Consider the following 24186-nt stretch of genomic DNA (forward strand, 5'->3'; position numbering starts at 1 on the left):
AGTACTGCTTCGGCGTGGAAAGAGGAGACGGAAGACTGACTGGTGCCTGGCACGTTGTTGGGTCCTGAAGGTACGGCCGTGAGGTCATGTCTTCAGTGCCGGCCCCAGTGAACTCACTAGCTTGTCTGGTGGGGTGATGGGTGGCTGGTCGTTGTTTGAGAACTACACAGTGGACGCGAGCATCTGTGGCCAAGTTTTTAAGGGCGCACGGTGGATGCCTTGGCACCAGGAACCGATGAAGGACGTGAGAGGCCGCGATAGGCCCCGGGGAGCTGCCAACTGAGCTTTGATCCGGGGGTGTCCGAATGGGGAAACCCGGCAGTCGTCATGGGCTGTCACCCATGCCTGAACACATAGGGCATGTGGAGGGAACGCGGGGAAGTGAAACATCTCAGTACCCGCAGGAAGAGAAAACAACCGTGATTCCGGGAGTAGTGGCGAGCGAAACCGGATGAGGCCAAACCGTATGCGTGTGATACCCGGCAGGGGTTGCGCATGCGGGGTTGTGGGAATTCTTTTGATCGGTCTGCCGGCCGGTCGGCGAGTCAGAAACCGTTGATGTAGTCGAAGGACATGCGAAAGGTCCGGCGTAGAGGGTAAGACCCCCGTAGACGAAACATCAGCGGCTTGCTTAAGAATCTCCCAAGTAGCACGGGGCCCGAGAAATCCCGTGTGAATCTGGCGGGACCACCCGCTAAGCCTAAATATTCCCTGGTGACCGATAGCGGATAGTACCGTGAGGGAATGGTGAAAAGTACCGCGGGAGCGGAGTGAAATAGTACCTGAAACCGTGTGCCTACAAGCCGTGGGAGCGTCGCCGTTGTTCTTCGGAACAACGGTCGTGACTGCGTGCCTTTTGAAGAATGAGCCTGCGAGTTAGCGGTGTGTAGCGAGGTTAACCCGTGTGGGGAAGCCGTAGCGAAAGCGAGTCCGAATAGGGCGATTGAGTTGCACGCTCTAGACCCGAAGCGGAGTGATCTAGCCATGGGCAGGTTGAAGCGGAGGTAAGACTTCGTGGAGGACCGAACCCACCAGGGTTGAAAACCTGGGGGATGACCTGTGGTTAGGGGTGAAAGGCCAATCAAACTCCGTGATAGCTGGTTCTCCCCGAAATGCATTTAGGTGCAGCGTCGTGTGTTTCTTGCCGGAGGTAGAGCACTGGATAGGCGATGGGCCCTACCGGGTTACTGACCTTAGCCAAACTCCGAATGCCGGTAAGTGAGAGCACGGCAGTGAGACTGTGGGGGATAAGCTCCATGGTCGAGAGGGAAACAGCCCAGAGCATCGACTAAGGCCCCTAAGCGTACGCTAAGTGGGAAAGGATGTGGAGTCGCAGAGACAACCAGGAGGTTGGCTTAGAAGCAGCCACCCTTGAAAGAGTGCGTAATAGCTCACTGGTCAAGTGATTCCGCGCCGACAATGTAGCGGGGCTCAAGCGTACCGCCGAAGTCGTGTCATTGCAGCAATAGGGCCAACGCCCGCTGTGATGGGTAGGGGAGCGTCGTGTGCCGGGTGAAGCAGCAGCGGAAGCTAGTTGTGGACGGTTCACGAGTGAGAATGCAGGCATGAGTAGCGATACACACGTGAGAAACGTGTGCGCCGATTGACTAAGGGTTCCTGGGTCAAGCTGATCTGCCCAGGGTAAGTCGGGACCTAAGGCGAGGCCGACAGGCGTAGTCGATGGACAACCGGTTGATATTCCGGTACCCGCTTTGAAACGCCCAATATCGAATCAGGCGATGCTAAGTCCGTGAAGCCGTTCCGGACCCTTCGGGGAAAGGAAAGTGGTGGAGCCGACGAACCAGACTTGTAGTAGGTAAGCGATGGGGTGACGCAGGAAGGTAGTCCAGCCCGGGCGGTGGTAGTCCCGGGGTAAGGGTGTAGGCCGAGGGGTAGGCAAATCCGTCCCTCATTAAGGCTGAGACCTGATGCCGAGCCGATTGTGGTGAAGTGGATGATCCTATGCTGTCGAGAAAAGCCTCTAGCGAGTTTCATGGCGGCCCGTACCCTAAACCGACTCAGGTGGTCAGGTAGAGAATACCGAGGCGTTCGGGTGAACTATGGTTAAGGAACTCGGCAAAATGCCCCCGTAACTTCGGGAGAAGGGGGCCATCACTGGTGAGGGAACTTGCTTCCTGAGCTGGGGGTGGCCGCAGAGACCAGCGAGAAGCGACTGTTTACTAAAAACACAGGTCCGTGCGAAGCCGTAAGGCGATGTATACGGACTGACGCCTGCCCGGTGCTGGAACGTTAAGGGGACCGGTTAGTGCGCTTTCGGGCGTGCGAAGCTGAGAACTTAAGCGCCAGTAAACGGCGGTGGTAACTATAACCATCCTAAGGTAGCGAAATTCCTTGTCGGGTAAGTTCCGACCTGCACGAATGGCGTAACGACTTCTCGACTGTCTCAACCATAGGCCCGGTGAAATTGCACTACGAGTAAAGATGCTCGTTTCGCGCAGCAGGACGGAAAGACCCCGGGACCTTTACTATAGTTTGATATTGGTGTTCGGTTCGGCTTGTGTAGGATAGGTGGGAGACTTTGAAACCCCAACGCCAGTTGGGGTGGAGTCGCCGTTGAAATACCACTCTGGTCGTGCTGGATGTCTAACCTCGGTCCGTGATCCGGATCAGGGACAGTGTCTGATGGGTAGTTTAACTGGGGCGGTTGCCTCCCAAAGGGTAACGGAGGCGCCCAAAGGTTCCCTCAGCCTGGTTGGCAATCAGGTGTTGAGTGTAAGTGCACAAGGGAGCTTGACTGTGAGACCGACGGGTCGAGCAGGGACGAAAGTCGGGACTAGTGATCCGGCGGTGGCTTGTGGAAGCGCCGTCGCTCAACGGATAAAAGGTACCCCGGGGATAACAGGCTGATCTTCCCCAAGAGTCCATATCGACGGGATGGTTTGGCACCTCGATGTCGGCTCGTCGCATCCTGGGGCTGGAGTCGGTCCCAAGGGTTGGGCTGTTCGCCCATTAAAGCGGTACGCGAGCTGGGTTTAGAACGTCGTGAGACAGTTCGGTCCCTATCCGCTGTGCGCGTAGGAATATTGAGAAGGGCTGTCCCTAGTACGAGAGGACCGGGACGGACGAACCTCTGGTGTGCCAGTTGTCCTGCCAAGGGCATGGCTGGTTGGCTACGTTCGGGAGGGATAACCGCTGAAAGCATCTAAGCGGGAAGCCTGCTTCAAGATGAGTATTCCCACCTCCTTGAGAGGGTAAGGCTCCCAGTAGACGACTGGGTTGATAGGCCAGATGTGGAAGCCCGGTAACGGGTGAAGCTGACTGGTACTAATAGGCCGAGGGCTTGTCCTCAGTTGCTCGCGTCCACTGTGTTAGTTCTGAAATAACGAACAGCTGTGTTCATAGCCAGCGTTCAAATTTCATAGTGTTTCGGTGGTCATAGCGTTAGGGAAACGCCCGGTTACATTCCGAACCCGGAAGCTAAGCCTTTCAGCGCCGATGGTACTGCAGGGGGGACCCTGTGGGAGAGTAGGACGCCGCCGAACAATCATTGCGGGAAGCCCCGCACCAAACCCTTACGGGTTCGGTGCGGGGCTTTTCTGCGTTCAGGGGCCGGTGAATGCCTGGGCGACGGCAAGGCTGTCCTCGTACACGTGGTGGCGGGTGATCCTGCCGTTTTCGACCGTGAGGTGCAGGGCGAACCGGGCGCGATAGGAACGGCCCGTGGGGCGGGCGGTCTGACGGATCTCACCGAGTACGACCGCGTCGGCGCCGTCGATGAGGATGCGTTCGATCTCGGTGGCCGCTTTGCCGGGCACGTGGTGTTCGGCGAGCTCGCGAAAATGGGCGGCAGCGTCGGAGCGGGTGGACCGGTGCCGGATCCACGGGGTGGCGGCGCGGCCGTGTTCGGTCTCCGGCCAGGCCAGCTTCCAGTCGCCGTGCTGCGCATACAGCTCGGCGATGTGTCCGGCGTCGCCCTCGCCGATGCGGCGCAGAAGCTCTTCCACTACGGCGCGCGTGTTCGTGCGCATGGTCTCGCCCATGGCTGATCCCTCCGGTTCGGGGCCCGCGTCATGCCGACGCGGAGAGAACAGCATTCTTGGCCGGGCAGGCCGCAGGGCGCGATTACCTCGGAGGTCATCGCGCGAGGGGCTTGAAGTGCTCAGAGACGGCCGGCGGCTTTGAGGGCCAGGTAGGCGTCGGCCAGGGACGGGGCCAGGGTGTCCGGGGTGGCGTCGACCACGTGGACGCCGTGGCGGGAGAGCTGGTCGGCCGTGCGGCGGCGCTGGGACTGGGACTGGGTGCCGGCGGCGGCCTCGTAGACCGCTTCCGCGCTGCCGCGGGACGTCGTCATCTCGGCCACGTGGGGATCCGCCACCGAGGCCAGCAGGACCGTGTGGCGCTGGGTGAGGCGGGGGAGCACCGGGAGCAGGCCCTCTTCGACGGCGGCGGCGTCCAGGCTCGTCAGGAGGACCACCAGGGAGCGGCGCGGGGCGCTGCGGAGGATGGTGGAGACCAGGGTGCGGGCGTCCGTCTCGACCAGTTCCGGTTCGAGAGGGGCCATCGCGTTGACGAAGGACGGCAGGATGTCGGCCGCCGGGCGGCCCTGGACCTGGGCGCGGGGGCGGCGGTCGTGGGCCAGCAGGTCCACGCGGTCGCCGGCGCGGGTCGCCAGGGCGGCGAGGAGCAGGGCGGCGTCCATCGCGGAGTCCAGGCGGGGGGCGTCGCCGACGCGGCCCGCCGAAGTACGGCCGGTGTCCAGGCAGATCAGGATGTGCCGGTCACGCTCGGGGCGCCAGGTGCGGACGGCCACCTTTTGCTGGCGGGCCGTGGCTCGCCAGTCGATGGAACGGGTGTCGTCGCCGGGGACGTAGTCGCGCAGGCTGTCGAACTCGGTGCCCTCACCTCGCGTCAGGACGCTGGTACGGCCGTCCAGTTCGCGCAGGCGGGCCAGCCGGGACGGGAGGTGCTTGCGGCTCGTGAAGGGCGGCAGTACCCGGACCGTCCAGGGGATGGTCTGCGAGCCCTGGCGGGCCCACAGACCGAGGGGCCCGTACGAGCGGATCGTCACGCGGTCGGCCTGGCGGTCGCCGCGACGGGTGGGGAACAGACGGGTGGTCAGGCGGCGGCGTTCGCCGGCGGGGATGTCCAGCCTGTGGCGGGACGCGGCCGTTTCCGTGCCCGGGACCCAACTGCTCGGGGGCCAGGCGTCGCGCAGCTGGGCCCGGAGCCGGCGGCCGCTCGGGTTGGTGACGGTGAGGTGGACGTCGGCCGGTTCGCCGAGGCGGACCGAGGTGTCGCCCGAACGGGTGAGGCCGAGGGCACGGACGGACGCCGCCAGGGCGCAGTCGACCGCGCAGGCAAGTGCGAGCGAGCCGTTGACCGCGAGCATCCCCGTCCAGCTCGGTTCGAGGATGCCGACGGGGATGCTGCCCAGGGCCGCCAGCAGGGCGGCGCGTCCGGTGAGGGCCATTACCGCGGGACGGGGACGTGGGAGAGGATCGCGGTGATGACGGCGTCGGCCGTGACGCCCTCCATCTCCGCTTCCGGGCGCAGCTGGACGCGGTGCCGCAGCGTCGGCAGGGCCAGGGCCTTCACGTCGTCGGGGGTGACGTAGTCGCGGCCGGTGAGCCAGGCCCAGGCGCGGGCGGTGGCCAGCAGGGCGGTCGCGCCGCGGGGGGAGACGCCGAGGGTGAGGGACGGCGATTCGCGGGTGGCGCGGCAGATGTCGACGACGTAGCCGGCGATCTCCGGGGAGACGGAGACCTTGGCCACGGCCTCGCGGGCGGCTTCGAGCTGGGCCGGGCCGGCCACCGGGCGGATGCCCGCCGCGTGCAGGTCGCGGGGGTTGAAGCCGGCGGCGTGCCGGGTCAGGACACCGATCTCGTCCGCGCGGGAGGGGAGGGGCACGGTGAGCTTGAGGAGGAAGCGGTCCAGCTGGGCTTCCGGGAGGGGGTAAGTGCCCTCGTACTCGAGGGGGTTCATGGTGGCGGCGACGAGGAAGGGCTCCGGGAGCGGGCGCGGCGTGCCGTCGACGGTGACCTGGCGCTCCTCCATCGCTTCGAGGAGCGAGGACTGGGTCTTGGGCGGGGTCCGGTTGATCTCGTCCGCGAGGAGGAGGTTGGTGAAGACCGGGCCGTTCTGGAAGGAGAACTCGGCGGTGCGGGCGTCGTAGACGAGGGAGCCGGTGACATCGCTCGGCATCAGGTCCGGGGTGAACTGGACGCGCTTGGTGTCGAGTTCGAGGGATGCGGCGAGGGCCCGTACGAGGAGGGTCTTCGCGACGCCGGGGACGCCTTCGAGCAGCACGTGGCCGCGGCACAGGAGGGCGACGACGAGGCCGGTGACGGCGGAGTCCTGGCCGACCACGGCCTTGCCGATCTCGGTGCGGAGCGCTTCGAGGGAAGCGCGGGCGATGTCCGCGCCGGCGGACTCGGTGGCCGGGTACGTCATGACGTACGGACCTCTCTTTCGAGGGCGTCGAGGTGGTCGGCGAGCGCGACGAGTGCCGCGTCGTCGGAGGGTGTGGGGCCGAAGAGGGTGGTGGTCACGTCGTGGCCGCCGTCGCCGAGCCGGGTGGACACGGCGGGGACCAGGGCGACGGGGTCGTGGGCCTGGGAGGCCGGTACGCCGACCAGTGCGGCCAGGCGTTCGCGGGTGCCGGCGCGGAGCACGGTGGCGGCGCGGTCGCGGGCCCCGGCCTTGCGGTAGAGGCGGGCGCGGCCTTCGGTGGCCTCGGAGGCGCGGATGACGACCGGCAGTTTTTCGGTGACGAGGGGGCCGAGCCGGCGGGCGCGCCAGAGGGCGGCGAGGGCTGCGGCGACGAAGAGCTGGAGCAGGGCCCAGGACCAGCCGGCCGGGATGAGGTCGACGAGGCTCTTGTCCTCGGCGGGTTCGGTGCCGGGGTCGGAGTCCGCGAGGGACGGCATGTACCAGACGAGGTTCGGGCGGGAGCCGAGGAGCTGGAGGGCGAGGGAGGCGTTGCCGTCCTCGGCGAGGCTCTCGTTGAGGAGGATCGTGGTGGAGCCGAGGAGGACGGTGTCGCCGCCGGTCCCGGCCGGGAGGACGAGGAGGGTGGGGTGGCCGTCGCTGGGGTAGCAGGCGGTGGCCCGGGGCAGGGCGGTGGAGTAGCGGAGGTCGTCGCCGGTGCCGGCGCGGCCGGCGGAGGTGGCGGCGGGCAGGTCGCAGGCCGGGGCGAGGGTGTCGGCGTCGGCGGGGCCCTGGGTGCGGACGCCGGGGGCCAGGTCGGGAAGGCTGTGACTGCCGGGGGCGAGGAGGACGGTGCGGCCGCCGGAGAGGTCCATGGCCGAGCGGATGAGGCCGCGCTGGCTGGTGCCCAGGCGGTCGGGGTCGGTGACCAGGAGGGTGGTGCGGGGGCCGGCCGCGTCGGCGGCCTCGCGTGCGGTGGTGACCACGCGGGTGGTGACACCGCGCTCCTTGAGGAGCTCGGCGACGGCCCTGCTGCCGTAGGGGTCGGCGGAGCGCGGGTCGAGCAGGCCGTGGCGGGTGCCCGAGCCGAGCGCGGCGAGGGCCAGTGCGCCCGCGGCGAGCACGGCCAGTACGCCGAGGACGCGCTTGGTCCGGTGGATGCGGCGGGTCCGCGTGGCTGAGGGGGCCGTGGGCGCGGTGGGGCCGGTCATGCGGTGGGTCCCGTCAGGAGCGGCTTGGCGCGGTCCAGGGTGAGGTCGAGGGTGCGCAGGCGGGCGTACGTGTCGGCGGCGGCGGTGCGGCCGCCGTAGGTGACGTCGTCGAAGGTACGGGCGGCCGCGCGCAGGTCCCCGGCGTGGTCGGGGAGGGAGACCGCGGCTTCGGCCGCCGCCTCGTCGGCGGTGCGGCCCGGGCGCGGGTCGAGCACGGTGCGCTCCTCCAGGGAGCGGACGACGGCGCGCATGCGTTCCTGGACGGCCTCGGTCCAGCGGCCGGCGGCGGCGTGGGCCTCGGCGGCCGTGCGGTGGTCGGCGGCGCTGCGGATGCCGTCGTCGAAGAGGACGCCCGCTCCGGCGGGTATCCGGCTGGGGGCGCCGAGGCGCCACCACAGGGCGCCGGCGGCCAGGATCGCCAGGAGGACGATCACGACGAGGCCGAGCGTGCCTCCGGGGGTCGCCCCGGAGGCCGCGCCGAAGAGGTCGTCGATCCACTCGAAGAACTTGCGCAGGGCGCGGTCCAGCAGCCCCGGGTCGTTCTCGTGGTACATCGGCTTGGACAGTTCGCGCTCCGCCGCCTCCTGGGCGGGCTCGCGCGGTGTCGTGACCGGTGGTGTCTCGGCGCCCGGCAGGAGCGCCGTGGTGCGGGTGATGAGGCCCCCCGTGCTCATCATGGGTGTGTCAGCCTCCGGTCGTGCCGTAGTTCTCGATGCCGGCCGCCCGGGCGAGCTCCAGGTCGAGTCCCTCGCGGCGGATGCGCTGGTCGACGTAGAGGAGGACGGTGACGCCGGCCTGGATCGGCATCACGATGGTCTGGGCGATGATCGCGCCGATGCCGGAGAGGATGAGCGCTCCCCAGGCGGTGGCGGCGGTGCCGTCCTCGATCCCGCCCAGGCCGCCGCCGAAGACGGCCATGCCGATCATCGTGAGCGGCCAGACGATGATCGCCGCGACGATGCCCGTGATGATGTTGGTGAGCAGGGTGATGCCGAAGATGCGCCACCAGGTGCCCTTGACCAGCTTGGAGGAGCGGCCGAGGGCCTTGAAGACGGTGGTCTTCTCCAGCATCAGCGCGGGCGAGGCCAGGCTGAACTTGATCCACAGCCAGGTGATCAGCGGGATCACGGCGAAGATGCCCACGGCGATCAGACCCGCGTTCCGGGTCAGGGCGCCGGGCACGATCAGGACGGCGGCCAGGAGGACCGCGCCGAGTCCCAGCAGGAGCGTCAGGCCGAACAGGCGCAGCAGCTGGGACCGGGACTCGCGCCAGGCGCCGGAGATCGTGGAGGTGTTGCCGAGCACGGCCCGGCTGTAGATCATCGTGAGCATCGCCGTGGCCACGATGCCGCCGAGGGCCGCGATGAACGAGGCTCCGATGAGGGCCCCCATGGCGACGGCGAGGGAGTTCAGCGACTCCTCGAGGTCCGCCCCGGGCTCCGTCGCGACGGTGAGGTCCGACATCGCGTACTTCTGCGCGAGCAGGCTGAGCACCTGCACCACGGTGGCCACGACCAGCGTGATCGGCAGGACCGAGCGCCAGTGGGAGCGCATGGTGGCGACCGCGCCGTCCAGGATCTCGCCGAGGCCGAGCGGGCGCAGCGGGATCACGCCGGGCTTGGCGGCCGGGGGCTGGCCCCACTGGCCGGGGCCGCCCGGGTAGCCGTACTGGCCCCCGTACGGGCTTCCGTACTGCCCTCCCTGCGATCCCCAGCCCTGGCCCGGCTGCGGCTGCTGTGGCTGCTGCGGTGCCTGCGGAGGCGGGGTCTGGCCGGGGGTCGGGCTGGTCCACTGGCCGGGCGGCGGCTGCTCGGCGGACCACTTGGGGTCGCCGGTAACCGGCCGGTCGGTGGGCGCCCCGGGCCGCTCGCCGTCGGACGGATCGGATCCGGGCGTAGCCCAGCCCGGAGAGTCGTTCATCGTCGCTCCTTCACGTGCACCTGCTGCGGCGGGGGCGCTGGTCGCTGCCATCGTGCCACGTGGGGTACACGAACGGACCAGCGATCCCCCCGGATCATCGACAGCCCGTACCTTCAATTGTCACCCGGATCCGGGGCAGACTGGTCGACCTGATCTCCACGCAGGTCCGAGGGGCGATTTCCAGCCCTTTTGGCTGTGGGACAGCTCACCGCCAGGTAACGATTAGCTAATGGGATGATGTCAACCATGAAGGGACGCGTCCTTGTCGTCGACGACGACACCGCGCTGGCCGAGATGCTCGGCATTGTGCTGCGTGGAGAAGGTTTTGAGCCGTCGTTCGTTGCAGACGGTGACAAGGCACTTGCTGCCTTCCGGGAGGCGAAGCCGGACCTGGTACTGCTCGACCTCATGCTGCCCGGAAGGGACGGCATAGAGGTCTGCAGGCTGATCCGGGCCGAGTCCGGCGTGCCGATCGTGATGCTCACTGCCAAGAGCGACACGGTCGACGTCGTCGTGGGCCTGGAGTCCGGTGCCGACGACTACATCGTGAAGCCGTTCAAGCCGAAGGAGCTGGTGGCCCGCATCCGGGCCCGCCTGCGCCGGTCGGAAGAGCCCGCCCCCGAGCAGCTGGCCATCGGTGACCTCGTCATCGACGTGGCCGGTCACTCGGTCAAGCGGGACGGTGCTTCCATCGCCCTGACCCCGCTGGAGTTCGACCTGCTGGTCGCGCTCGCACGCAAGCCCTGGCAGGTCTTCACCCGTGAGGTGCTGCTGGAGCAGGTCTGGGGCTACCGGCACGCGGCGGACACCCGCCTGGTGAACGTGCATGTGCAGCGGCTGCGCTCCAAGGTCGAGAAGGACCCGGAGCGCCCCGAGATCGTCGTGACGGTGCGCGGTGTCGGCTACAAGGCCGGACCCAGCTGAGGTGCAGTCCGGCAAGGGCCGGGGCGGCTCCCGATGGGGGAGCCTGCGGGCCGGCCGGCTGTTCCAGGACGGAACGCCCGGTGCCTCCGTGCTGCGGCTGTGCGTACGCCTCGTGCGCCGGCCGCTGCTTCCGGCTGTCCGGCTGTGGCGGCGCAACATGCAGCTCCGGGTGGTCGCCGCCACCCTGCTGATGTCGCTCGCCGTGGTCCTCGCGCTGGGCTTCGTCGTGATCGCGCAGGTCAGCAAGGGCCTCCTGGACGCCAAGGAGGAGGCGGCGCAGAGCCAGGCCGCGGGCGGGTTCGCGGTCGCACAGGAGAAGGCCAACGCCCCCGCGACCGTGGACGGGCCCGATGCCGCCGACAACAAGGTCGGGCTCGACGCCAGTACCTGGATGAACTCCCTCGTCAAACAGCTGGCCAGTGGCGGCCAGACCGCCTTCGAGGTGGTCGCGCTCGGCGCCGGCACCGGAGAGCAGGTCCTGCCCGGCACCCAGGGGGTCAAGGGCGCCCGCGCCTCGGGCAACGTGGATCCGACCGCCAGCGTGCCCGTCAACCTGCGCCGGGCCGTCAACCACTCCGCCGGCACCTTCAAGACCTTCTCGGAGATCCGGTACACCACCGGGGCCGGGGAGAAGGCCCCCGAGCCCGCGCTGGTGGTGGGCAAGCGGCTCACCGACATCAACGGGGACCCGTACGACCTGTACTACCTCTTCCCGCTCACCCAGGAGGAGGAGTCCCTCAACCTGGTCAAGAGCACCATCGCCACGGCCGGGCTGTTCGTCGTCGTGCTGCTCAGCGCCATCGCCTGGCTCGTGGTGCGCCAGATCGTCACGCCCGTCCGGATGGCCGCCGGGATCGCCGAGCGGCTGTCGGCCGGGCGGCTCCAGGAGCGGATGAAGGTCACCGGTGAGGATGACATCGCGCGGCTGGGCGAGGCCTTCAACAAGATGGCCCAGAACCTCCAGAACAAGATCCAGCAGCTCGAGGACCTGTCGCGGATGCAGCGCCGGTTCGTCTCGGACGTCTCGCACGAGCTGCGCACCCCGCTGACGACGGTACGGATGGCCGCCGACGTCATCCACGACGCCCGGGTCGACTTCGACCCGATCACGGCGCGCTCCGCCGAGCTGCTCGCCGGGCAGCTGGACCGGTTCGAGTCGCTGCTCGCCGACCTGCTGGAGATCAGCCGGTTCGACGCGGGCGCGGCCGCCCTCGAGGCGGAGCCCATCGACCTGCGGGACGTCGTACGCCGCGTCATCGACGGGGCCGAGCCGCTCGCGGAGCACAAGGGCAGCCGGATCCGGGTGCTCGGCGACACCCAGCCCGTCATCGCCGAGGCCGACGCGCGGCGGGTGGAGCGGGTGCTGCGCAACCTGGTCGTCAACGCCGTGGAGCACGGCGAGGGACGCGATGTGGTGGTTCGGCTGGCGTCCGCGGGCGGGGCCGTCGCGGTCGCCGTACGGGACTACGGCGTCGGGCTCAAGCCCGGCGAGGCCACCCGCGTCTTCAACCGTTTCTGGCGGGCCGACCCGGCGCGGGCGAGGACGACGGGCGGCACGGGCCTGGGCCTGTCCATCGCCGTCGAGGACGCCCGGCTGCACGGCGGCTGGCTGCAGGCCTGGGGCGAGCCGGGCGGCGGCTCGCAGTTCCGCCTCACCCTGCCGCGTACGGCCGACGAGCCGCTGCGGGGCTCGCCCATCCCGCTGGAACCCGAGGATTCCCGCGCCAACCGTGCCAGGGCCGTCGCCGATGCCGCGGGCAGCGCGGCGGACCGGCAGCAGCCGGCGGACGCGGGGGACCGGTCATCGATACCGCCGCGCTCGGCGGTGGCCTCGGCGCTGTCCGTACCCGCCGACCCGACGGCCCTGCCGGGCAGCGGAGCCAGGGTCGTGGCCCGTCCGGCCGAGCAGGCACCACAGGAGGATCGAACTGATGCCGAGGGCGATGCCGATGCCGACGGACGCTGAGGGGGCCGGGCCCGGGCCCGGGAGCGTGCGCGCCGCAGGCCGCGGCAGACGGCTGCGCACCCTGCGGGCGTACGCACTCGGGGTGGCCGCGCTGCTGCTGGCCGGGTGCGCCTCGATGCCCGACCACGGCGAGATCCGCAGGGTGCAGGCCTCGCAGGGCGTCGACTCCCAGGTCCGGGTGTTCGGGGTACCGCCCGCCGACAAGGCCAGCGCGGGTGAGATCGTCGACGGTTTCCTGGAGGCGATGACCAGCGACGACCCGCAGCTGGAGACCGCCCGCAAGTACCTCACCGAGGACGCCGCGAAGAGCTGGCGGCCCGGCTCCGCCGTCACCGTGCTCGCGGCCGGCCTCGACCGGTTCCCGGTCCGCACCGAGAAGGACCCCGAGGGGCCCCGCTGGAAGGTGACCGGCGAGAAGCTCGCGACGGTGGACGAGCGCAGTGCGTACCAGCCGGAGGCCGACGGCCCGAAGTACGAGGAGTTCCTCCAGCTGGTCCAGGAGGACAAGCAGTGGCGGATCTCGAGTCCGCCGAGCAGCCTCGTGCTGAGCGAGTCGGACTTCCAGCGCATCTACATGCCGGTCAACAAGTACTACTTCGCGGGCGGCGCCCTGGTCGCCGATCCCGTGTACGTGCGCCAGCGCAGCGACCCCGATTCGCGGATGGATCCCACCACGCAGACCGTGCAGTCGCTGCTGGCCGGGCCGTCCAGGTGGCTCGGGCCGGTCGTCGAGTCCAGTTTCCCCACCGGGACGGAGCTGCGGCAGGGCACCAAGTCCCTTTCGTACGACGGCCAGAACACGTTGCGCGTGCCGCTCAACGACAAGGCCGACAACGTCGCGCAGCCGCAGTGCCAGAAGATGGCGACCCAACTCCTCTACACGGTCAAGGAGCTGACGGCCTCCCGGCTGGACCGGGTCGAACTGCTGCGCTCCGACGGCAAGTCCTCCTCGCTGTGCTCCGTGACCGAGGTGACGGCGGCCGTCATCGCCAACCGGCCCCATACGCCCGAGTACCAGTACTTCGTCGACAGCGAGAGCCGGCTGGTCCGGACGAAGCTCGACGTCACCGTCGAGGACCAGCAGCCGCGGGCCGAACAGGTGCCGGGGCCGCTGTCCACCGCTTCCGGCGCTCCCGGTTCGCCCGGCTCGCCCGGTTTCAAGGTCCTCTCCGCGGCCGTGTCCTACGACGAGCGGCGCGCGGCCGTGATCTCCGAGGACGGGCTGTACGTCGTGTCGATGACCGGGTCCGGGGCCATGCCGCAGCCCTTGCTGCCCGGCAAGGGGAAGTCGAACACGCTGACCGCGCCCAGCTGGGACGCGGCGGGCGACCTGTGGGTCGCCGACCAGGATCCGCAGCACCCGGGGCTGTGGCGGGTGCCGGGCGGGACCGGGACCCCCCAGAAGGTGCAGGTGGCCGGGCTCGACGGGCGGATCACCTCGCTGAAGGCCTCGTCCGACGGCGTGCGCATCGCGCTGCTCGTGGAGAAGGTGGGCGGCCGCAAGAACCTGTGGGTCGGGCGGATAGAACGGCCCGACGGCAAGGGGGACGTCTCGGCGGTGTCCGTGCGCGAGCTGCGCCGGGCGGCCCCGCAGATGGCGGACGTGACGGCGATGAGCTGGGCGCCGCGGGGCCGGCTGCTGGTGGTGGGCCGGGAGAGCGGCGGGGTCGTGCAGGCCCGCTACATGCTGGTGGACGGTTCGGTGGTGGCGGCGACCCTGCCCGGGGCCACCGGGCTCAGCGCGGTCGCGGTGGCCGCCTCGGAGGACGAGTCGAAGCCGAAGCCGGTGATGGGGTACTCGGCGGAGGACGGCATCGTGGTGCTGCCGCCGGGGGCGCAGTGGCGCACGGTGGCGGCGGGCGGCCGGGCCCCGGTGTACCCGGGCTGACCTGCGCGTCCGTGAGTTGTCCACAGGGCTGGCGGGTCCCGGTGAGGCCCGGCAGAGTGGGAGGCATGCGGGGGTGGTGGCAGGAGCTCGCGGGGCTGGTCCTGCCGGTGGACTGCGCGGGCTGCGGGGCCGCGCGGGTGCTGCTGTGCGCCGGCTGCCGGGAGGCGCTGAGCGGGGCCGGGGTGGTGCGGGCGCGGCTGTTTCCGCGGCCCGAGGGGCTGCCGGTGGTGCATGCCGCCGCCGCGTACGAGGGACCCGTACGAGCCGTCCTGCTGGCGCACAAGGAGCGCGGGGCGCTGCCGTTGGCCGGTGCGCTCGGCGCCGCCCTGGCGGGGGCGGTGCTGGCGGACAGGGGTGGCTCTGGGGGGCCGTGGGAGCGCGAGGTGGTCCTGGTGCCGGTCCCGTCGGCGCGGCGGCAGGTCAGGGCGCGCGGGCACGATCCCACGCGCAGGATCGCCCTGGCCGCGGCGGGGCGGCTGCGGCGGGCCGGTGTGCCCGCGCGCGTGGCGCCCGTACTGCGGCTGCGCAGGGCGGTGCGGGACCAGGCGGGGCTGGGGCGCGGCAGCGCCGGGAGAACCTCGCGGGGGCGCTGGAAGCGTGCCCGGGCGCGGCGCGGCTGACGGACGGGGCCGTGCTCGTGCTCGTCGACGACCTGATCACCACGGGAGCCACGCTGGCCGAGGCGGCCCGGGCGGTGCGGGCGGCAGGTCTGGGCCAGGGGGCAGCGCCCCGGGCCGCGGTGGTGGCCGCAACCCGGACAGACCAAAAATCTTGTGAATAGATTTGGAACTGCGTGGGAAGGCCCATCGTTGCAGGTAGTAAGAGTGGATGGCCACCGGAACGGAAGTACGTTCCGGTAGCGGGTGCCGACAACCGCCATAGAGGGATATGTTCGGTTGTGAGGACTGGCGAGCCTTCGGCCCCACGCATCGCTGTCGCTCGACTCCGAAGTCGGTGGGGTGTAGATCTTGCCGATGGGGGAGGAGGAGGTGAAAGTCGCCAAGTCCGAGGCTCCGGCCTTCACCGGAGTCTGGTGCGAAAGGGAGACGCTTCGCCCCGTCGGGCGGAGCTATCCGGGAACGGAGTTCTGCGTGGACATCGTCGTCAAGGGCCGCAAGACCGAGGTGCCCGACCGGTTCCGCAAGCACGTGGCCGAGAAGCTGAATCCGGAGCGGATCCAGAAGCTCGACGCCAAGGTGATCAGCTTGGACGTCGAGGTGTCGAAGGAGCACAACCCGCGCCAGGCCGACCGTTCCGACCGCGTGGAGATCACTCTGCATTCGCGGGGCCCGGTGATCCGTGCCGAGGCCGCCGCCGCCGACCCGTACGCGGCGCTGGACCTGGCTCAGGACAAGCTGGAGGCCCGGCTGCGCAAGCAGCACGACAAGCGCTACACCCGCAGGGGCGCGGGCCGGATCTCGGCGGCAGAGGTCGCCGACGTAGTGCCGGACGCCGCGCAGCTGAACGCGAATGGCGAGCCGTTCTCCGAGGAGAAGGCGAACGGAGTTCCGATCACCCGGATCGGTTCCATCGAAGTGCAGGGCGAAGGCCCGCTCATCGTCCGCGAGAAGACCCACTCGGCCGCACCCATGTCACTCGACCAGGCTCTGTACGAGATGGAGCTGGTCGGACACGACTTCTATCTGTTCGTCGACTCCGAGACCAAGCTGCCCAGCGTTGTCTACCGACGTCATGCGTACGACTACGGCGTGATCCACGTGAACCCCGACGGGGCCTCCAGCTCGGAGCAGCCGCGCGGTGGTGCCGGGGGCGCGCTCGGCGGCTGAGCACCTCGTTTCGTTGCCCCCGCGGGACGCTCCGGCGTCCCGCGGGGGGCCTGTGTATGGCGCGTATGCGCCAGGCGGTCACCGGCAGCCCCCCGCGCCGTGCCGCGGGCATGGAATCATGGCGGGCAGTCAACCGTCGGCGCAGCCGGTCCGGTTGGCCCAGCAGCTCGGCACATGCAGGGGGAGGAACGATGGCGGACAGCTTCGGGCCGGTGCGCGGTGACGACGGTGCGGGCTGCCGTGAGGCGGACCCGGCGGCGGAGTCCGCCGGCTCGTCGGCGGGGGAGCCCATCCGGGTCCTCGTGGTCGACGACCACGCGCTGTTCCGGCGCGGGCTGGAGATCGTCCTCGCGCAGGAGGAGGACATCCAGGTCGTCGGCGAGGCGGGGGACGGCGCGGAGGCCGTGGACAAGGCGGCCGACCTGCTGCCGGACATCGTGCTGATGGACGTACGGATGCCCAGGCGCGGCGGGATCGAGGCGTGCACCTCGATCAAGGAGGTGGCGCCCTCCGCGAAGATCATCATGCTGACGATCAGCGACGAGGAGGCGGACCTCTACGACGCGATCAAGGCGGGCGCGACCGGGTACCTCCTGAAGGAGATCTCCACGGACGAGGTGGCCACGGCCATCCGGGCGGTCGCGGACGGCCAGTCGCAGATCAGCCCGTCCATGGCGTCCAAGCTCCTCACCGAGTTCAAGTCGATGATCCAGCGGACCGACGAGCGGCGGCTGGTGCCGGCGCCGAGGCTGACGGACCGGGAGCTGGAGGTCCTGAAGCTGGTGGCCACCGGCATGAACAACCGTGACATCGCCAAGGAGTTGTTCATCTCGGAGAACACCGTGAAGAACCACGTGCGCAACATCCTGGAGAAGCTGCAGCTGCACTCCCGGATGGAGGCCGTGGTCTACGCGATGCGCGAGAAGATCCTGGAGATCCGCTAGCCGCCGCCCGCTTCCGGCCGCTGCCCGTCGCCTGTTCTACCCGCGCCGCGCCCTGAGCTCCGCCGTGACGGCCTCCGCCTCCTGCGGGGTACGGGTGCGCTCGACGCGCACCTCCTGGCACCCCACCCACCGGGCGGCCTCCCACAGGGCCTCGGCCATGGCCGAGGCGGCCCCGGGCGTCTCCAGGGAGAGCTGACGGGCCACCAGGGTGGTCCCCTCGCGGCCCGGGTCGACGCGGCCCCGCAGCTGCCCGCCCGCCAGCAGCGGCATCGCGAAGTACCCGTGTATCCGCTTCGGCTTGGGGACGTAGGCCTCCAGGCGGTGCGTGAAGCCGAAGATCCGCTCCGTGCGGGGGCGGTCCCAGACCAGCGAGTCGAAGGGGGAGAGCAGCGTCGTGCGGTGGCGGCCCCGGGGGGTCGTCGCGAGCGCCGCCGGGTCCGCCCAGGCCCGCTTCCCCCAGCCCGCCACCTCGACCGGGACCAGCCCGGAGTCCGCGATCACCGCATCGACCTGCTCCCCCTTGAGGCGGTGGTAGTCCGCGATGTCGGCGCGGGTGCCCACGCCCAGCGACTGCCCGGCCAGGGCGACCAGGCGGCGCATGCACTCGCGGTCGTCCAGGTCGTCGTGGAGCAGCGCCTCGGGCACGGCGCGCTCGGGGAGGTCGTAGACCCGTTTCCAGCCGCGGCGCTGGCTGCACACCACCTCGCCGGTGTCGAGCAGCCACTCCACCGCGATCTTGGTCTCGGACCATTCGAACCACTCGCCGCCGTTCTTGGCGCCGCCCAGCTCGCTCGAGGTCAGCGGGCCGTCGGCCCGGAGCCGGTCGAGGACCGCCTTGGTCGAGCGGTCCTTGTCCTGGAGGACGTGCCAGCGGTGCCCGCGCACCCGGTTGGCCCGGCGCCGGAAGGCGAAATGCGGCCATTCCTCGATGGGAAGGATGCAGGCCGCGTGCGACCAGTACTCAAAGGCGTGCCGGTCCGACCAGTACGCCTTCTCCACCGCGTCCCGGCCCACCGCGCCGAGGCGTGCGTACGGGATCAGCTCGTGCGAGCGGGCCAGCACCGAGATCGTGTCCAGCTGTACGGCGCCCAGGTGGCGCAGGACGCCGCGGACCCCGCCGCGCCGGTCGGGCGCGCCGAGGAAGCCCTGCGCGCGCAGGGCGATCCGGCGCGCCTCGTCGGCGGACAGGGACAGGGTCGGCTGCGGCAGGCTCGTCATGATCCGCAGCCTAGGACGCACCACTGACATCGGCGGGCAGGTACGGGAGGGCAGGGGGCAGGTCCAGGTCGGAGGGGAGCAGGGCGCCGATCCAGCAGTCGCGCGCGGTGTCGTTGCGGATCAGGCCGGCCCGCAGGACGCCCTCGAAGCGGAAGCCGACCTTCTCCGCGACCATGCGGGAGCCGGCGTTGCCGGCCTCGGCGCGCCACTCCAGCCGTACGACGCCCACCTCGGTGAAGGCCCAGCGGGCCACGGCGGCCACGGCCTCGGTCATGTAGCCCTGCCCGCGGTGTTCCTTCACCGCCCAGTAGCCGATCTCGTGCGAGTCCGTTCCGTGCACGTGCACGCCGACGGCGGCGACCAGCGGGCCGCCGGGCCCCAGGCGTACGGCGAAGGCGTACGCGGTGTTCTCGAGCCAGCCGTTCGGTACGACCTCGTTCACGAAGGCGTGCGCGTTCGCGCGCTCGTAGGGGGAGGGGACCAGCGTCCAGCGCTGGACATCGGGGTCCTGGCAGGCGGCGTACACCTCGTCCTCGTCAGAGGGGACGAAAGGCCGCAATTCCAGTCGGGCCGTGTTCAGTGTCGTGGGCTCCATGAACGGATTCTGGTCCCCGGACGCGTGCCGGGGGAACTCTTTTTCATAACCACGGGCAGGAACAGCGGCACCTTCGGCGCCCCCCGTACGTTCTCAATCCGGGCGCCCACGCCCTCGCGGCTACGGCGGACCTCCCGACGCGACCACGTCCTCGCTTACGATGGCCGTTGCGGTGGGGCCCACCTGCCGTGCCCGTGTACGAACAGTGCCCAGGCCCGACCGGCAAGGAGACAAACCTCGGTGTCCGTCTTCAACAAGCTCATGCGTGCAGGCGAAGGCAAGATCCTGCGCAAACTGCACCGCATCGCGGACCAGGTCAACTCCATCGAAGAGGACTTCGTCAACCTCTCCGACGCCGAGTTGCGGGCGCTCACGGACGAGTACAAGCAGCGGTTCCAGGACGGCGAGAGCCTGGACGACCTGCTGCCCGAGGCGTTCGCGACCGTGCGCGAGGCCGCCAAGCGCGTCCTCGGCCAGCGGCACTACGACGTCCAGATCATGGGCGGCGCGGCGCTGCACCTCGGCCACGTGGCCGAGATGAAGACCGGTGAGGGCAAGACCCTCGTCGGCACCCTGCCCGCGTACCTGAACGCGCTGTCCGGCAAGGGCGTCCACCTGATCACGGTGAACGACTACCTCGCCGAGCGCGACTCCGAGATGATGGGCCGGGTACACAAGTTCCTCGGCCTCGAGGTCGGCTGCATCCTGGCGAACATGTCGCCGGCGCAGCGCCGCGAGCAGTACAGCTGCGACATCACCTACGGCACGAACAACGAGTTCGGCTTCGACTACCTGCGCGACAACATGGCGTGGTCGCAGGACGAGCTGGTCCAGCGCGGCCACAACTTCGCCGTGGTCGACGAGGTCGACTCGATCCTCGTCGACGAGGCCCGTACCCCGCTGATCATCTCCGGTCCGGCCGACCAGGCCACGAAGTGGTACGGCGACTTCGCGAAGCTGGTCACCCGCCTGAAGAAGGGCGAGCCCGGCCAGCCGCTGAAGGGCATCGAGGAGACCGGCGACTACGAGGTCGACGAGAAGAAGCGCACGGTAGCCATCCACGAGGCCGGTGTCGCCAAGGTCGAGGACTGGCTCGGCATCGAGAACCTCTACGAGTCGGTGAACACCCCGCTCGTCGGCTACCTGAACAACGCGATCAAGGCCAAGGAGCTCTTCAAGAACGACAAGGACTACGTCGTCATCGACGGCGAAGTCATGATCGTCGACGAGCACACCGGCCGTATCCTCGCCGGCCGCCGCTACAACGAGGGCATGCACCAGGCGATCGAGGCGAAGGAAGGGGTGGACATCAAGGACGAGAACCAGACCCTCGCCACGATCACCCTGCAGAACTTCTTCCGCCTCTACTCGAAGCTGTCCGGCATGACCGGTACGGCCATGACCGAGGCCGCCGAGTTCCACCAGATCTACAAGCTCGGTGTCGTCCCGATCCCGACCAACCGCGACATGGTCCGCAAGGACCAGCCGGACCTGATCTACCGGACCGAGGTCGCGAAGTTCTCCGCCGTCGTCGACGACATCGCGGAGAAGCACGAGAAGGGCCAGCCGATCCTCGTCGGCACGACGTCGGTCGAGAAGTCCGAGTACCTCTCCCAGCAGCTCTCCAAGCGCGGCATCCCGCACGAGGTCCTCAACGCCAAGCAGCACGACCGTGAGGCGACGATCGTCGCCCAGGCCGGCCGCCGGGGCGCGGTCACCGTCGCCACGAACATGGCCGGCCGCGGTACCGACATCAAGCTCGGCGGCAACCCGGACGACCTCGCCGAGGCCGAGCTGCGCCAGCGCGGCCTGGACCCGGAGGAGCACATCGAGGAGTGGGCGCACGCCCTGCCCGAGGCGCTCACCAGGGCCGAGGCGGCCGTGAAGGCCGAGTTCGAGGAGGTCAAGGACCTCGGCGGGCTGTACGTGCTGGGCACCGAGCGCCACGAGTCGCGCCGTATCGACAACCAGCTGCGCGGCCGCTCCGGCCGTCAGGGCGACCCGGGCGAGTCCCGCTTCTACCTGTCGCTGGGCGACGACCTGATGCGCCTGTTCAAGGCGCAGATGGTCGAGCGCGTCATGGCGATGGCGAACGTGCCGGACGACGTGCCGATCGAGAACAAGATGGTCACGCGCGCGATCGCGTCGGCCCAGTCGCAGGTCGAGACCCAGAACTTCGAGACGCGCAAGAACGTCCTGAAGTACGACGAGGTCCTCAACAGCCAGCGCGAGGTCATCTACCGCGAGCGCCGCCGCGTCCTGGAGGGCGAGGACCTCCAGGAGCAGGTCCGCTTCATGATGGACGACACCATCGACGCGTACATCGCGGCCGAGACGGTCGAGGGCTTCGCCGAGGAGTGGGACCTGGAGCGCCTGTGGGGCGCCTTCAAGCAGCTCTACCCGGTGAAGGTCACCATCGAGGAGCTGGAGGAGGCCGCGGGCGACCGGGCGGGCATCACCGCCGAGTTCATCGCGGAGTCCATCAAGGACGACATCCACGAGCAGTACGAGGCGCGCGAGAAGACCCTCGGCTCCGACATCATGCGCGAGCTGGAGCGGCGCGTGGTGCTGTCGGTGCTGGACCGCAAGTGGCGCGAGCACCTCTACGAGATGGACTACCTGCAGGAGGGCATCGGCCTGCGGGCGATGGCCCAGAAGGACCCGCTGGTCGAGTACCAGCGCGAGGGCTTCGACATGTTCAACGCCATGCAGGACGGCATCAAGGAAGAGTCCGTCGGCTACCTGTTCAACCTGGAGGTCCAGGTCGAGCAGCAGGTCGAGGAGGTTCCGGTGCAGGACGCGGCGCCGTCGCTGACGAAGGAGCCGGCCCGTCCGGAGATCCGGGCGAAGGGGCTGGACGCTCCGCAGCGGCCGGACCGGCTGCACTTCTCGGCGCCGACCGTCGACGGTGAGGGCGGTGTGGTCGAGGGCGACTTCGAGTCCGAGGCCGCCGGTGACGGCGACGGCATGACGCGGGCGGAGCGCCGCAAGGCGCAGAAGGCCTCCGGCGGGCGTCGCCGCAAGAAGTAACCCCTTCGGGGCTGATCCGCCGGCCGGGGCCGGGCACCGTACGCGGTGTCCGGCCCCGGCCGCGTTGCCGGGCCCGTGCGGCGCCGTTGCTGGGGCTCCGCCCCAGACCCTCCCCCAGACTCCGTCCGGGGGGACCCCCATCTCAAACGCCGGCGGGGCTGAAAGATCGGCGGCCCGTGCCTCAACGGCCGGCGGGGCCGGAACCGCTGGGGCTCTGGATCTCGATCGCCGCGCAGCGCCAGCGCAGGTCCGGGCCCTGTTCCAGGCGGAAGGCCATCGCCGTCACCCGGTCGCCCGTGGCGATGCGGGCGAAGGCCTCGATGACGCCCGGGCCCGGGGTGAAGCGCCCGCACTGGCGGACGACCGGGCTCAGCCGGTCGCGGAGGTGCTCCGCCGGGGCCAGGGTGACCAGCTGCTGGTAGGCGGGGCCGACGGTGTGGCCGAGCAGCGAGTGGACGGGCCGCCGGCCGCTGACGACCGCCAGCAGGCGTTCGGCGAACCAGTGGTGGGGGCCGAGCCGCACGGCCCGCGGCGGGGCCGGCGGGCGCCGGGTGTCACGCCGGCCCGCAGGTCGGGTCCGGGACTGGCCGCCGGACCGGCGGCGGGCCGCCTCGCCGCCGATCGTGCCGCGCATCGTGGTGTCCATCGCGATCTGCCCCCGAACGGTCCGGGCCCGGAGCGGTACCGGGCGGTAACTTGATGGGGATCTTCTACGGTCGGCCGAACACGCTCCGCAACCGCCGGTCACTCCGTTCCGGCCCCGGCCCCGGTTCACCTATCCGAGTGTCCGGCGGGGCTGCCCAGCGCCTCGGCGGCGGCCCAGAGGGACTGGGGTGGACGGGTGCAGGCTCAGCTCCCGCACCCCGAAAGGGGACGAGGCCGTCACCCGGAGGGGCGGGGCCCACCCCCGCCGCCGGACGGAGTTCGGCGCAGCGGCCCGAAGCCCGGGAGGCCCGCCGGGGCCGAGCGGTGCGAGGGCTGCGTCGGGAAGGAGCGCAGTCGTATCCTGGGGGCGTTTCCGACTACCGAAAGCAGCCGGCCATGCGCGTGTACGTCCCCCTGACCCTCCCCGGGCTCGCCGAGGCGCACCAGGCGGGTGAGCTGGGCCCCGGCCCGCTGCGTGCGTACGCCGTCACCCCCGGGCTGCGCGAGTGGTACGTGTCGGACGACATCGAGGAGCTGGAGTACGCGGCCCTGAGCCGCGCCGCGGCCGCCTCGCTCCGGCTGATCGCCGCCGACCCGGCCGCGCCGCCCAGGCGCGTCGTCGTGGCCCTGGACGTCGCCGACAAGGCCGCCACCGCCACCCCCGGCGTGGACGAGGCCACCCTCGGCCAGGTCGCCCTCGCCGACGCCGTACGGCTCGCCGTGGCCGCCGCCGTGCACGTCGACGCCGACGACGCCGAGGCGGACGTGTCCGCCGCCGCGCGGGCCGTCGAGGCCGCCGACGGCGGGGACGGCGACGCGCAGTTCACCGTGGACGGCGCCGAGGACCACGAGCTGCTGTGGTTCGGGGTGCAGGAGATTCCGGGGCTGCTGAAGTGACCGGCCGGAGCACCCACATCGTCTGGGACTGGAACGGGACGCTGCTGCACGACATCGACGCCGTCATAGCCGCGACCAACGCCTCCTTCGCGGAGCTCGGTTTCGCGCCGATCTCCCTCGAGACCTACCGCGACCTGTACGTCGTACCGGTGCCCAAGTTCTACGAGCGCCTCATGGGGCGGCTGCCCACCGAGGACGAGTGGCTGGTCATGGACGACACCTTCCACCGGCACTACTGGGCCGCCGCCGAGGACGCCGGGCTCGCCGAGGGCGCCCGCGAGCTGCTCCAGGACTGGCAGCGCGCCGGGCTCACGCAGTCCCTGCTTTCCCTCGCGCCCCACGACAAGCTCGTACCGCTGGTCCGCTTCCACGGCATCGACGGGCACTTCCTGCGCGTCGACGGTCGGACGGGGCCATCCCACACCAGCAAGGCGGGTCACCTCGTACGGCACATGGCCGCCCTGGACGGGACGGGCGTGACGGCCGAGCGTACGGTCCTCATCGGAGACGCCGTGGACGACGCGCTCGCCGCGGCCCACGTCGGTGCCCGGGCCGTCCTCTACACGGGCGGTTCGCACAGCCGCAGCAGTCTGGAATCGGCCGGTGTGCCCGTCGTCGACACCCTGGCGGAGGCCGTCCTTACAGCTCGTGAACTGGCCGAATAGCGACTGCTCCGCCGCCTCGCCCCCGTTGCCGTCCCGTCGCTGTCCAGAACGTCAAAGTTAAACCTCAAGTTTTGTACACATCCATGACGTGTGTGGGGTGGGTGGAGAT

The 24186-nt window shown here is 69.9% G+C and carries 17 protein-coding genes, 2 rRNA genes and 1 pseudogene; 11 read left to right on the forward strand and 9 right to left on the reverse strand.

The features are described 5' to 3' along the window. Positions 1–187 precede the first annotated feature (187 nt). Both OHA89_RS22845 and rrf read left to right on the forward strand, forming a co-directional pair. A 23S ribosomal RNA gene (locus tag OHA89_RS22845) occupies positions 188–3309 on the forward strand. A 77-nt stretch (positions 3310–3386) separates the two neighbouring features. After that, positions 3387–3503, forward strand: a 5S ribosomal RNA gene (gene rrf, locus OHA89_RS22850). A gap of 60 nt (positions 3504–3563) precedes the next feature. Here the strand turns inward: rrf and OHA89_RS22855 are convergent. The 6 genes from OHA89_RS22855 to OHA89_RS22880 form a co-directional block, all read right to left on the reverse strand. Next, positions 3564–3989 (reverse strand): nuclear transport factor 2 family protein, encoded by a 426-nt coding sequence (locus tag OHA89_RS22855; RefSeq protein ID WP_266612373.1) that lies wholly within the window; start codon positions 3987–3989, stop codon positions 3564–3566. Positions 3990–4120: 131 nt separating this feature from the next. Then, positions 4121–5431 (reverse strand): DUF58 domain-containing protein, encoded by a 1311-nt coding sequence (locus OHA89_RS22860; RefSeq protein ID WP_406366961.1) that lies wholly within the window; start codon positions 5429–5431, stop codon positions 4121–4123. Continuing rightward, on the reverse strand, positions 5431–6411 hold the full coding sequence (locus OHA89_RS22865) for a MoxR family ATPase (RefSeq protein WP_257556096.1): 981 nt from the start codon (positions 6409–6411) through the stop codon (positions 5431–5433). The genes OHA89_RS22860 and OHA89_RS22865 overlap by 1 nt, the downstream gene beginning before the upstream one ends. After that, entirely contained in the window at positions 6408–7598 is a 1191-nt protein-coding gene (locus tag OHA89_RS22870) for a DUF4350 domain-containing protein (protein ID WP_266609538.1), read from the reverse strand. The genes OHA89_RS22865 and OHA89_RS22870 overlap by 4 nt, the downstream gene beginning before the upstream one ends. Beyond that, positions 7595–8275, reverse strand: a complete 681-nt coding sequence (locus OHA89_RS22875; protein ID WP_266609539.1) for a DUF4129 domain-containing protein — start codon at positions 8273–8275, stop codon at positions 7595–7597. The genes OHA89_RS22870 and OHA89_RS22875 overlap by 4 nt, the downstream gene beginning before the upstream one ends. Before the next feature lie 7 nt (positions 8276–8282). Further along, positions 8283–9518, reverse strand: coding sequence for a hypothetical protein (locus OHA89_RS22880; protein ID WP_406366962.1), 1236 nt, complete (start codon positions 9516–9518; stop codon positions 8283–8285). 234 nt (positions 9519–9752) lie between these two features. On the opposite strand from OHA89_RS22880, the gene mtrA reads away from it, so the two are divergent. The 6 genes and pseudogenes from mtrA to OHA89_RS22910 all read left to right on the forward strand — a co-directional run bounded on the left by mtrA (position 9753) and on the right by OHA89_RS22910 (position 17027). After that, positions 9753–10442, forward strand: coding sequence for a two-component system response regulator MtrA (mtrA, locus tag OHA89_RS22885; protein ID WP_189747360.1), 690 nt, complete (start codon positions 9753–9755; stop codon positions 10440–10442). 1 nt (position 10443) lies between these two features. Then, positions 10444–12408, forward strand: coding sequence for an MtrAB system histidine kinase MtrB (gene mtrB / locus OHA89_RS22890; RefSeq protein WP_406366963.1), 1965 nt, complete (start codon positions 10444–10446; stop codon positions 12406–12408). Beyond that, positions 12392–14296: an LpqB family beta-propeller domain-containing protein gene (locus OHA89_RS22895; RefSeq protein ID WP_266609541.1), complete on the forward strand. Its 1905-nt coding sequence runs from the start codon at positions 12392–12394 to the stop codon at positions 14294–14296. The genes mtrB and OHA89_RS22895 overlap by 17 nt, the downstream gene beginning before the upstream one ends. A gap of 65 nt (positions 14297–14361) precedes the next feature. Then, positions 14362–15077, forward strand: a pseudogene (locus OHA89_RS22900) (ComF family protein). 310 nt (positions 15078–15387) lie between these two features. Further along, on the forward strand, positions 15388–16083 hold the full coding sequence (gene hpf / locus OHA89_RS22905) for a ribosome hibernation-promoting factor, HPF/YfiA family (RefSeq protein ID WP_257559426.1): 696 nt from the start codon (positions 15388–15390) through the stop codon (positions 16081–16083). 191 nt (positions 16084–16274) lie between these two features. Next, a complete protein-coding gene (locus OHA89_RS22910; RefSeq protein WP_215148979.1) occupies positions 16275–17027 on the forward strand; it encodes a response regulator transcription factor in 753 nt (250 codons plus the stop codon). 36 nt (positions 17028–17063) lie between these two features. On the opposite strand, the gene OHA89_RS22915 is transcribed toward OHA89_RS22910, so the two are convergent. Both OHA89_RS22915 and OHA89_RS22920 read right to left on the reverse strand, forming a co-directional pair. Further along, the gene (locus OHA89_RS22915; protein ID WP_406366964.1) at positions 17064–18275 is read right to left on the reverse strand and encodes a winged helix-turn-helix domain-containing protein; all 1212 of its coding nucleotides are present in this window, start codon (positions 18273–18275) and stop codon (positions 17064–17066) included. Further along, the gene (locus tag OHA89_RS22920) at positions 18256–18840 is read right to left on the reverse strand and encodes a GNAT family N-acetyltransferase (RefSeq protein WP_266609544.1); all 585 of its coding nucleotides are present in this window, start codon (positions 18838–18840) and stop codon (positions 18256–18258) included. The genes OHA89_RS22915 and OHA89_RS22920 overlap by 20 nt, the downstream gene beginning before the upstream one ends. Positions 18841–19080: 240 nt before the next feature. Between OHA89_RS22920 and secA the strand changes: the two genes are divergently transcribed. Further along, positions 19081–21870 (forward strand): preprotein translocase subunit SecA, encoded by a 2790-nt coding sequence (gene secA, locus OHA89_RS22925; RefSeq protein WP_257556106.1) that lies wholly within the window; start codon positions 19081–19083, stop codon positions 21868–21870. Between the two features lie 181 nt (positions 21871–22051). Here the strand turns inward: secA and OHA89_RS22930 are convergent, their stop codons facing one another. Continuing rightward, a complete protein-coding gene (locus tag OHA89_RS22930) occupies positions 22052–22516 on the reverse strand; it encodes an Rv3235 family protein (protein WP_406366965.1) in 465 nt (154 codons plus the stop codon). Positions 22517–22911: 395 nt separating this feature from the next. On the opposite strand from OHA89_RS22930, the gene OHA89_RS22935 reads away from it, so the two are divergent. Both OHA89_RS22935 and OHA89_RS22940 read left to right on the forward strand, forming a co-directional pair. Continuing rightward, positions 22912–23412 (forward strand): DUF6912 family protein, encoded by a 501-nt coding sequence (locus OHA89_RS22935; protein ID WP_406366966.1) that lies wholly within the window; start codon positions 22912–22914, stop codon positions 23410–23412. After that, entirely contained in the window at positions 23409–24077 is a 669-nt protein-coding gene (locus OHA89_RS22940; protein ID WP_406366967.1) for an HAD family hydrolase, read from the forward strand. The genes OHA89_RS22935 and OHA89_RS22940 overlap by 4 nt, the downstream gene beginning before the upstream one ends. The last annotated feature ends 109 nt before the right edge of the window (positions 24078–24186 follow it).

The organism is Streptomyces sp. NBC_01546 (genome assembly GCF_045208355.1).
Classification (GTDB): domain Bacteria; phylum Actinomycetota; class Actinomycetes; order Streptomycetales; family Streptomycetaceae; genus Streptomyces.

Bases quoted from the DNA above. Each gene is read 5' to 3' on its own strand.
- OHA89_RS22920 (WP_266609544.1), bottom strand. From the start codon at position 18,840: ATGGAGCCCACGACACTGAACACGGCCCGACTGGAATTGCGGCCTTTC.
- OHA89_RS22910 (WP_215148979.1), top strand. From the start codon at position 16,275: ATGGCGGACAGCTTCGGGCCGGTGCGCGGTGACGACGGTGCGGGCTGC.
- OHA89_RS22860 (WP_406366961.1), bottom strand. From the start codon at position 5,431: ATGGCCCTCACCGGACGCGCCGCCCTGCTGGCGGCCCTGGGCAGCATC.
- OHA89_RS22935 (WP_406366966.1), top strand. From the start codon at position 22,912: ATGCGCGTGTACGTCCCCCTGACCCTCCCCGGGCTCGCCGAGGCGCAC.
- mtrA (WP_189747360.1), top strand. From the start codon at position 9,753: ATGATGTCAACCATGAAGGGACGCGTCCTTGTCGTCGACGACGACACC.
- OHA89_RS22870 (WP_266609538.1), bottom strand. From the start codon at position 7,598: ATGACCGGCCCCACCGCGCCCACGGCCCCCTCAGCCACGCGGACCCGC.
- OHA89_RS22880 (WP_406366962.1), bottom strand. From the start codon at position 9,518: ATGAACGACTCTCCGGGCTGGGCTACGCCCGGATCCGATCCGTCCGAC.
- OHA89_RS22865 (WP_257556096.1), bottom strand. From the start codon at position 6,411: ATGACGTACCCGGCCACCGAGTCCGCCGGCGCGGACATCGCCCGCGCT.
- OHA89_RS22915 (WP_406366964.1), bottom strand. From the start codon at position 18,275: ATGTCAGTGGTGCGTCCTAGGCTGCGGATCATGACGAGCCTGCCGCAG.
- OHA89_RS22895 (WP_266609541.1), top strand. From the start codon at position 12,392: ATGCCGACGGACGCTGAGGGGGCCGGGCCCGGGCCCGGGAGCGTGCGC.
- OHA89_RS22855 (WP_266612373.1), bottom strand. From the start codon at position 3,989: ATGCGCACGAACACGCGCGCCGTAGTGGAAGAGCTTCTGCGCCGCATC.
- OHA89_RS22875 (WP_266609539.1), bottom strand. From the start codon at position 8,275: ATGATGAGCACGGGGGGCCTCATCACCCGCACCACGGCGCTCCTGCCG.
- OHA89_RS22930 (WP_406366965.1), bottom strand. From the start codon at position 22,516: ATGGACACCACGATGCGCGGCACGATCGGCGGCGAGGCGGCCCGCCGC.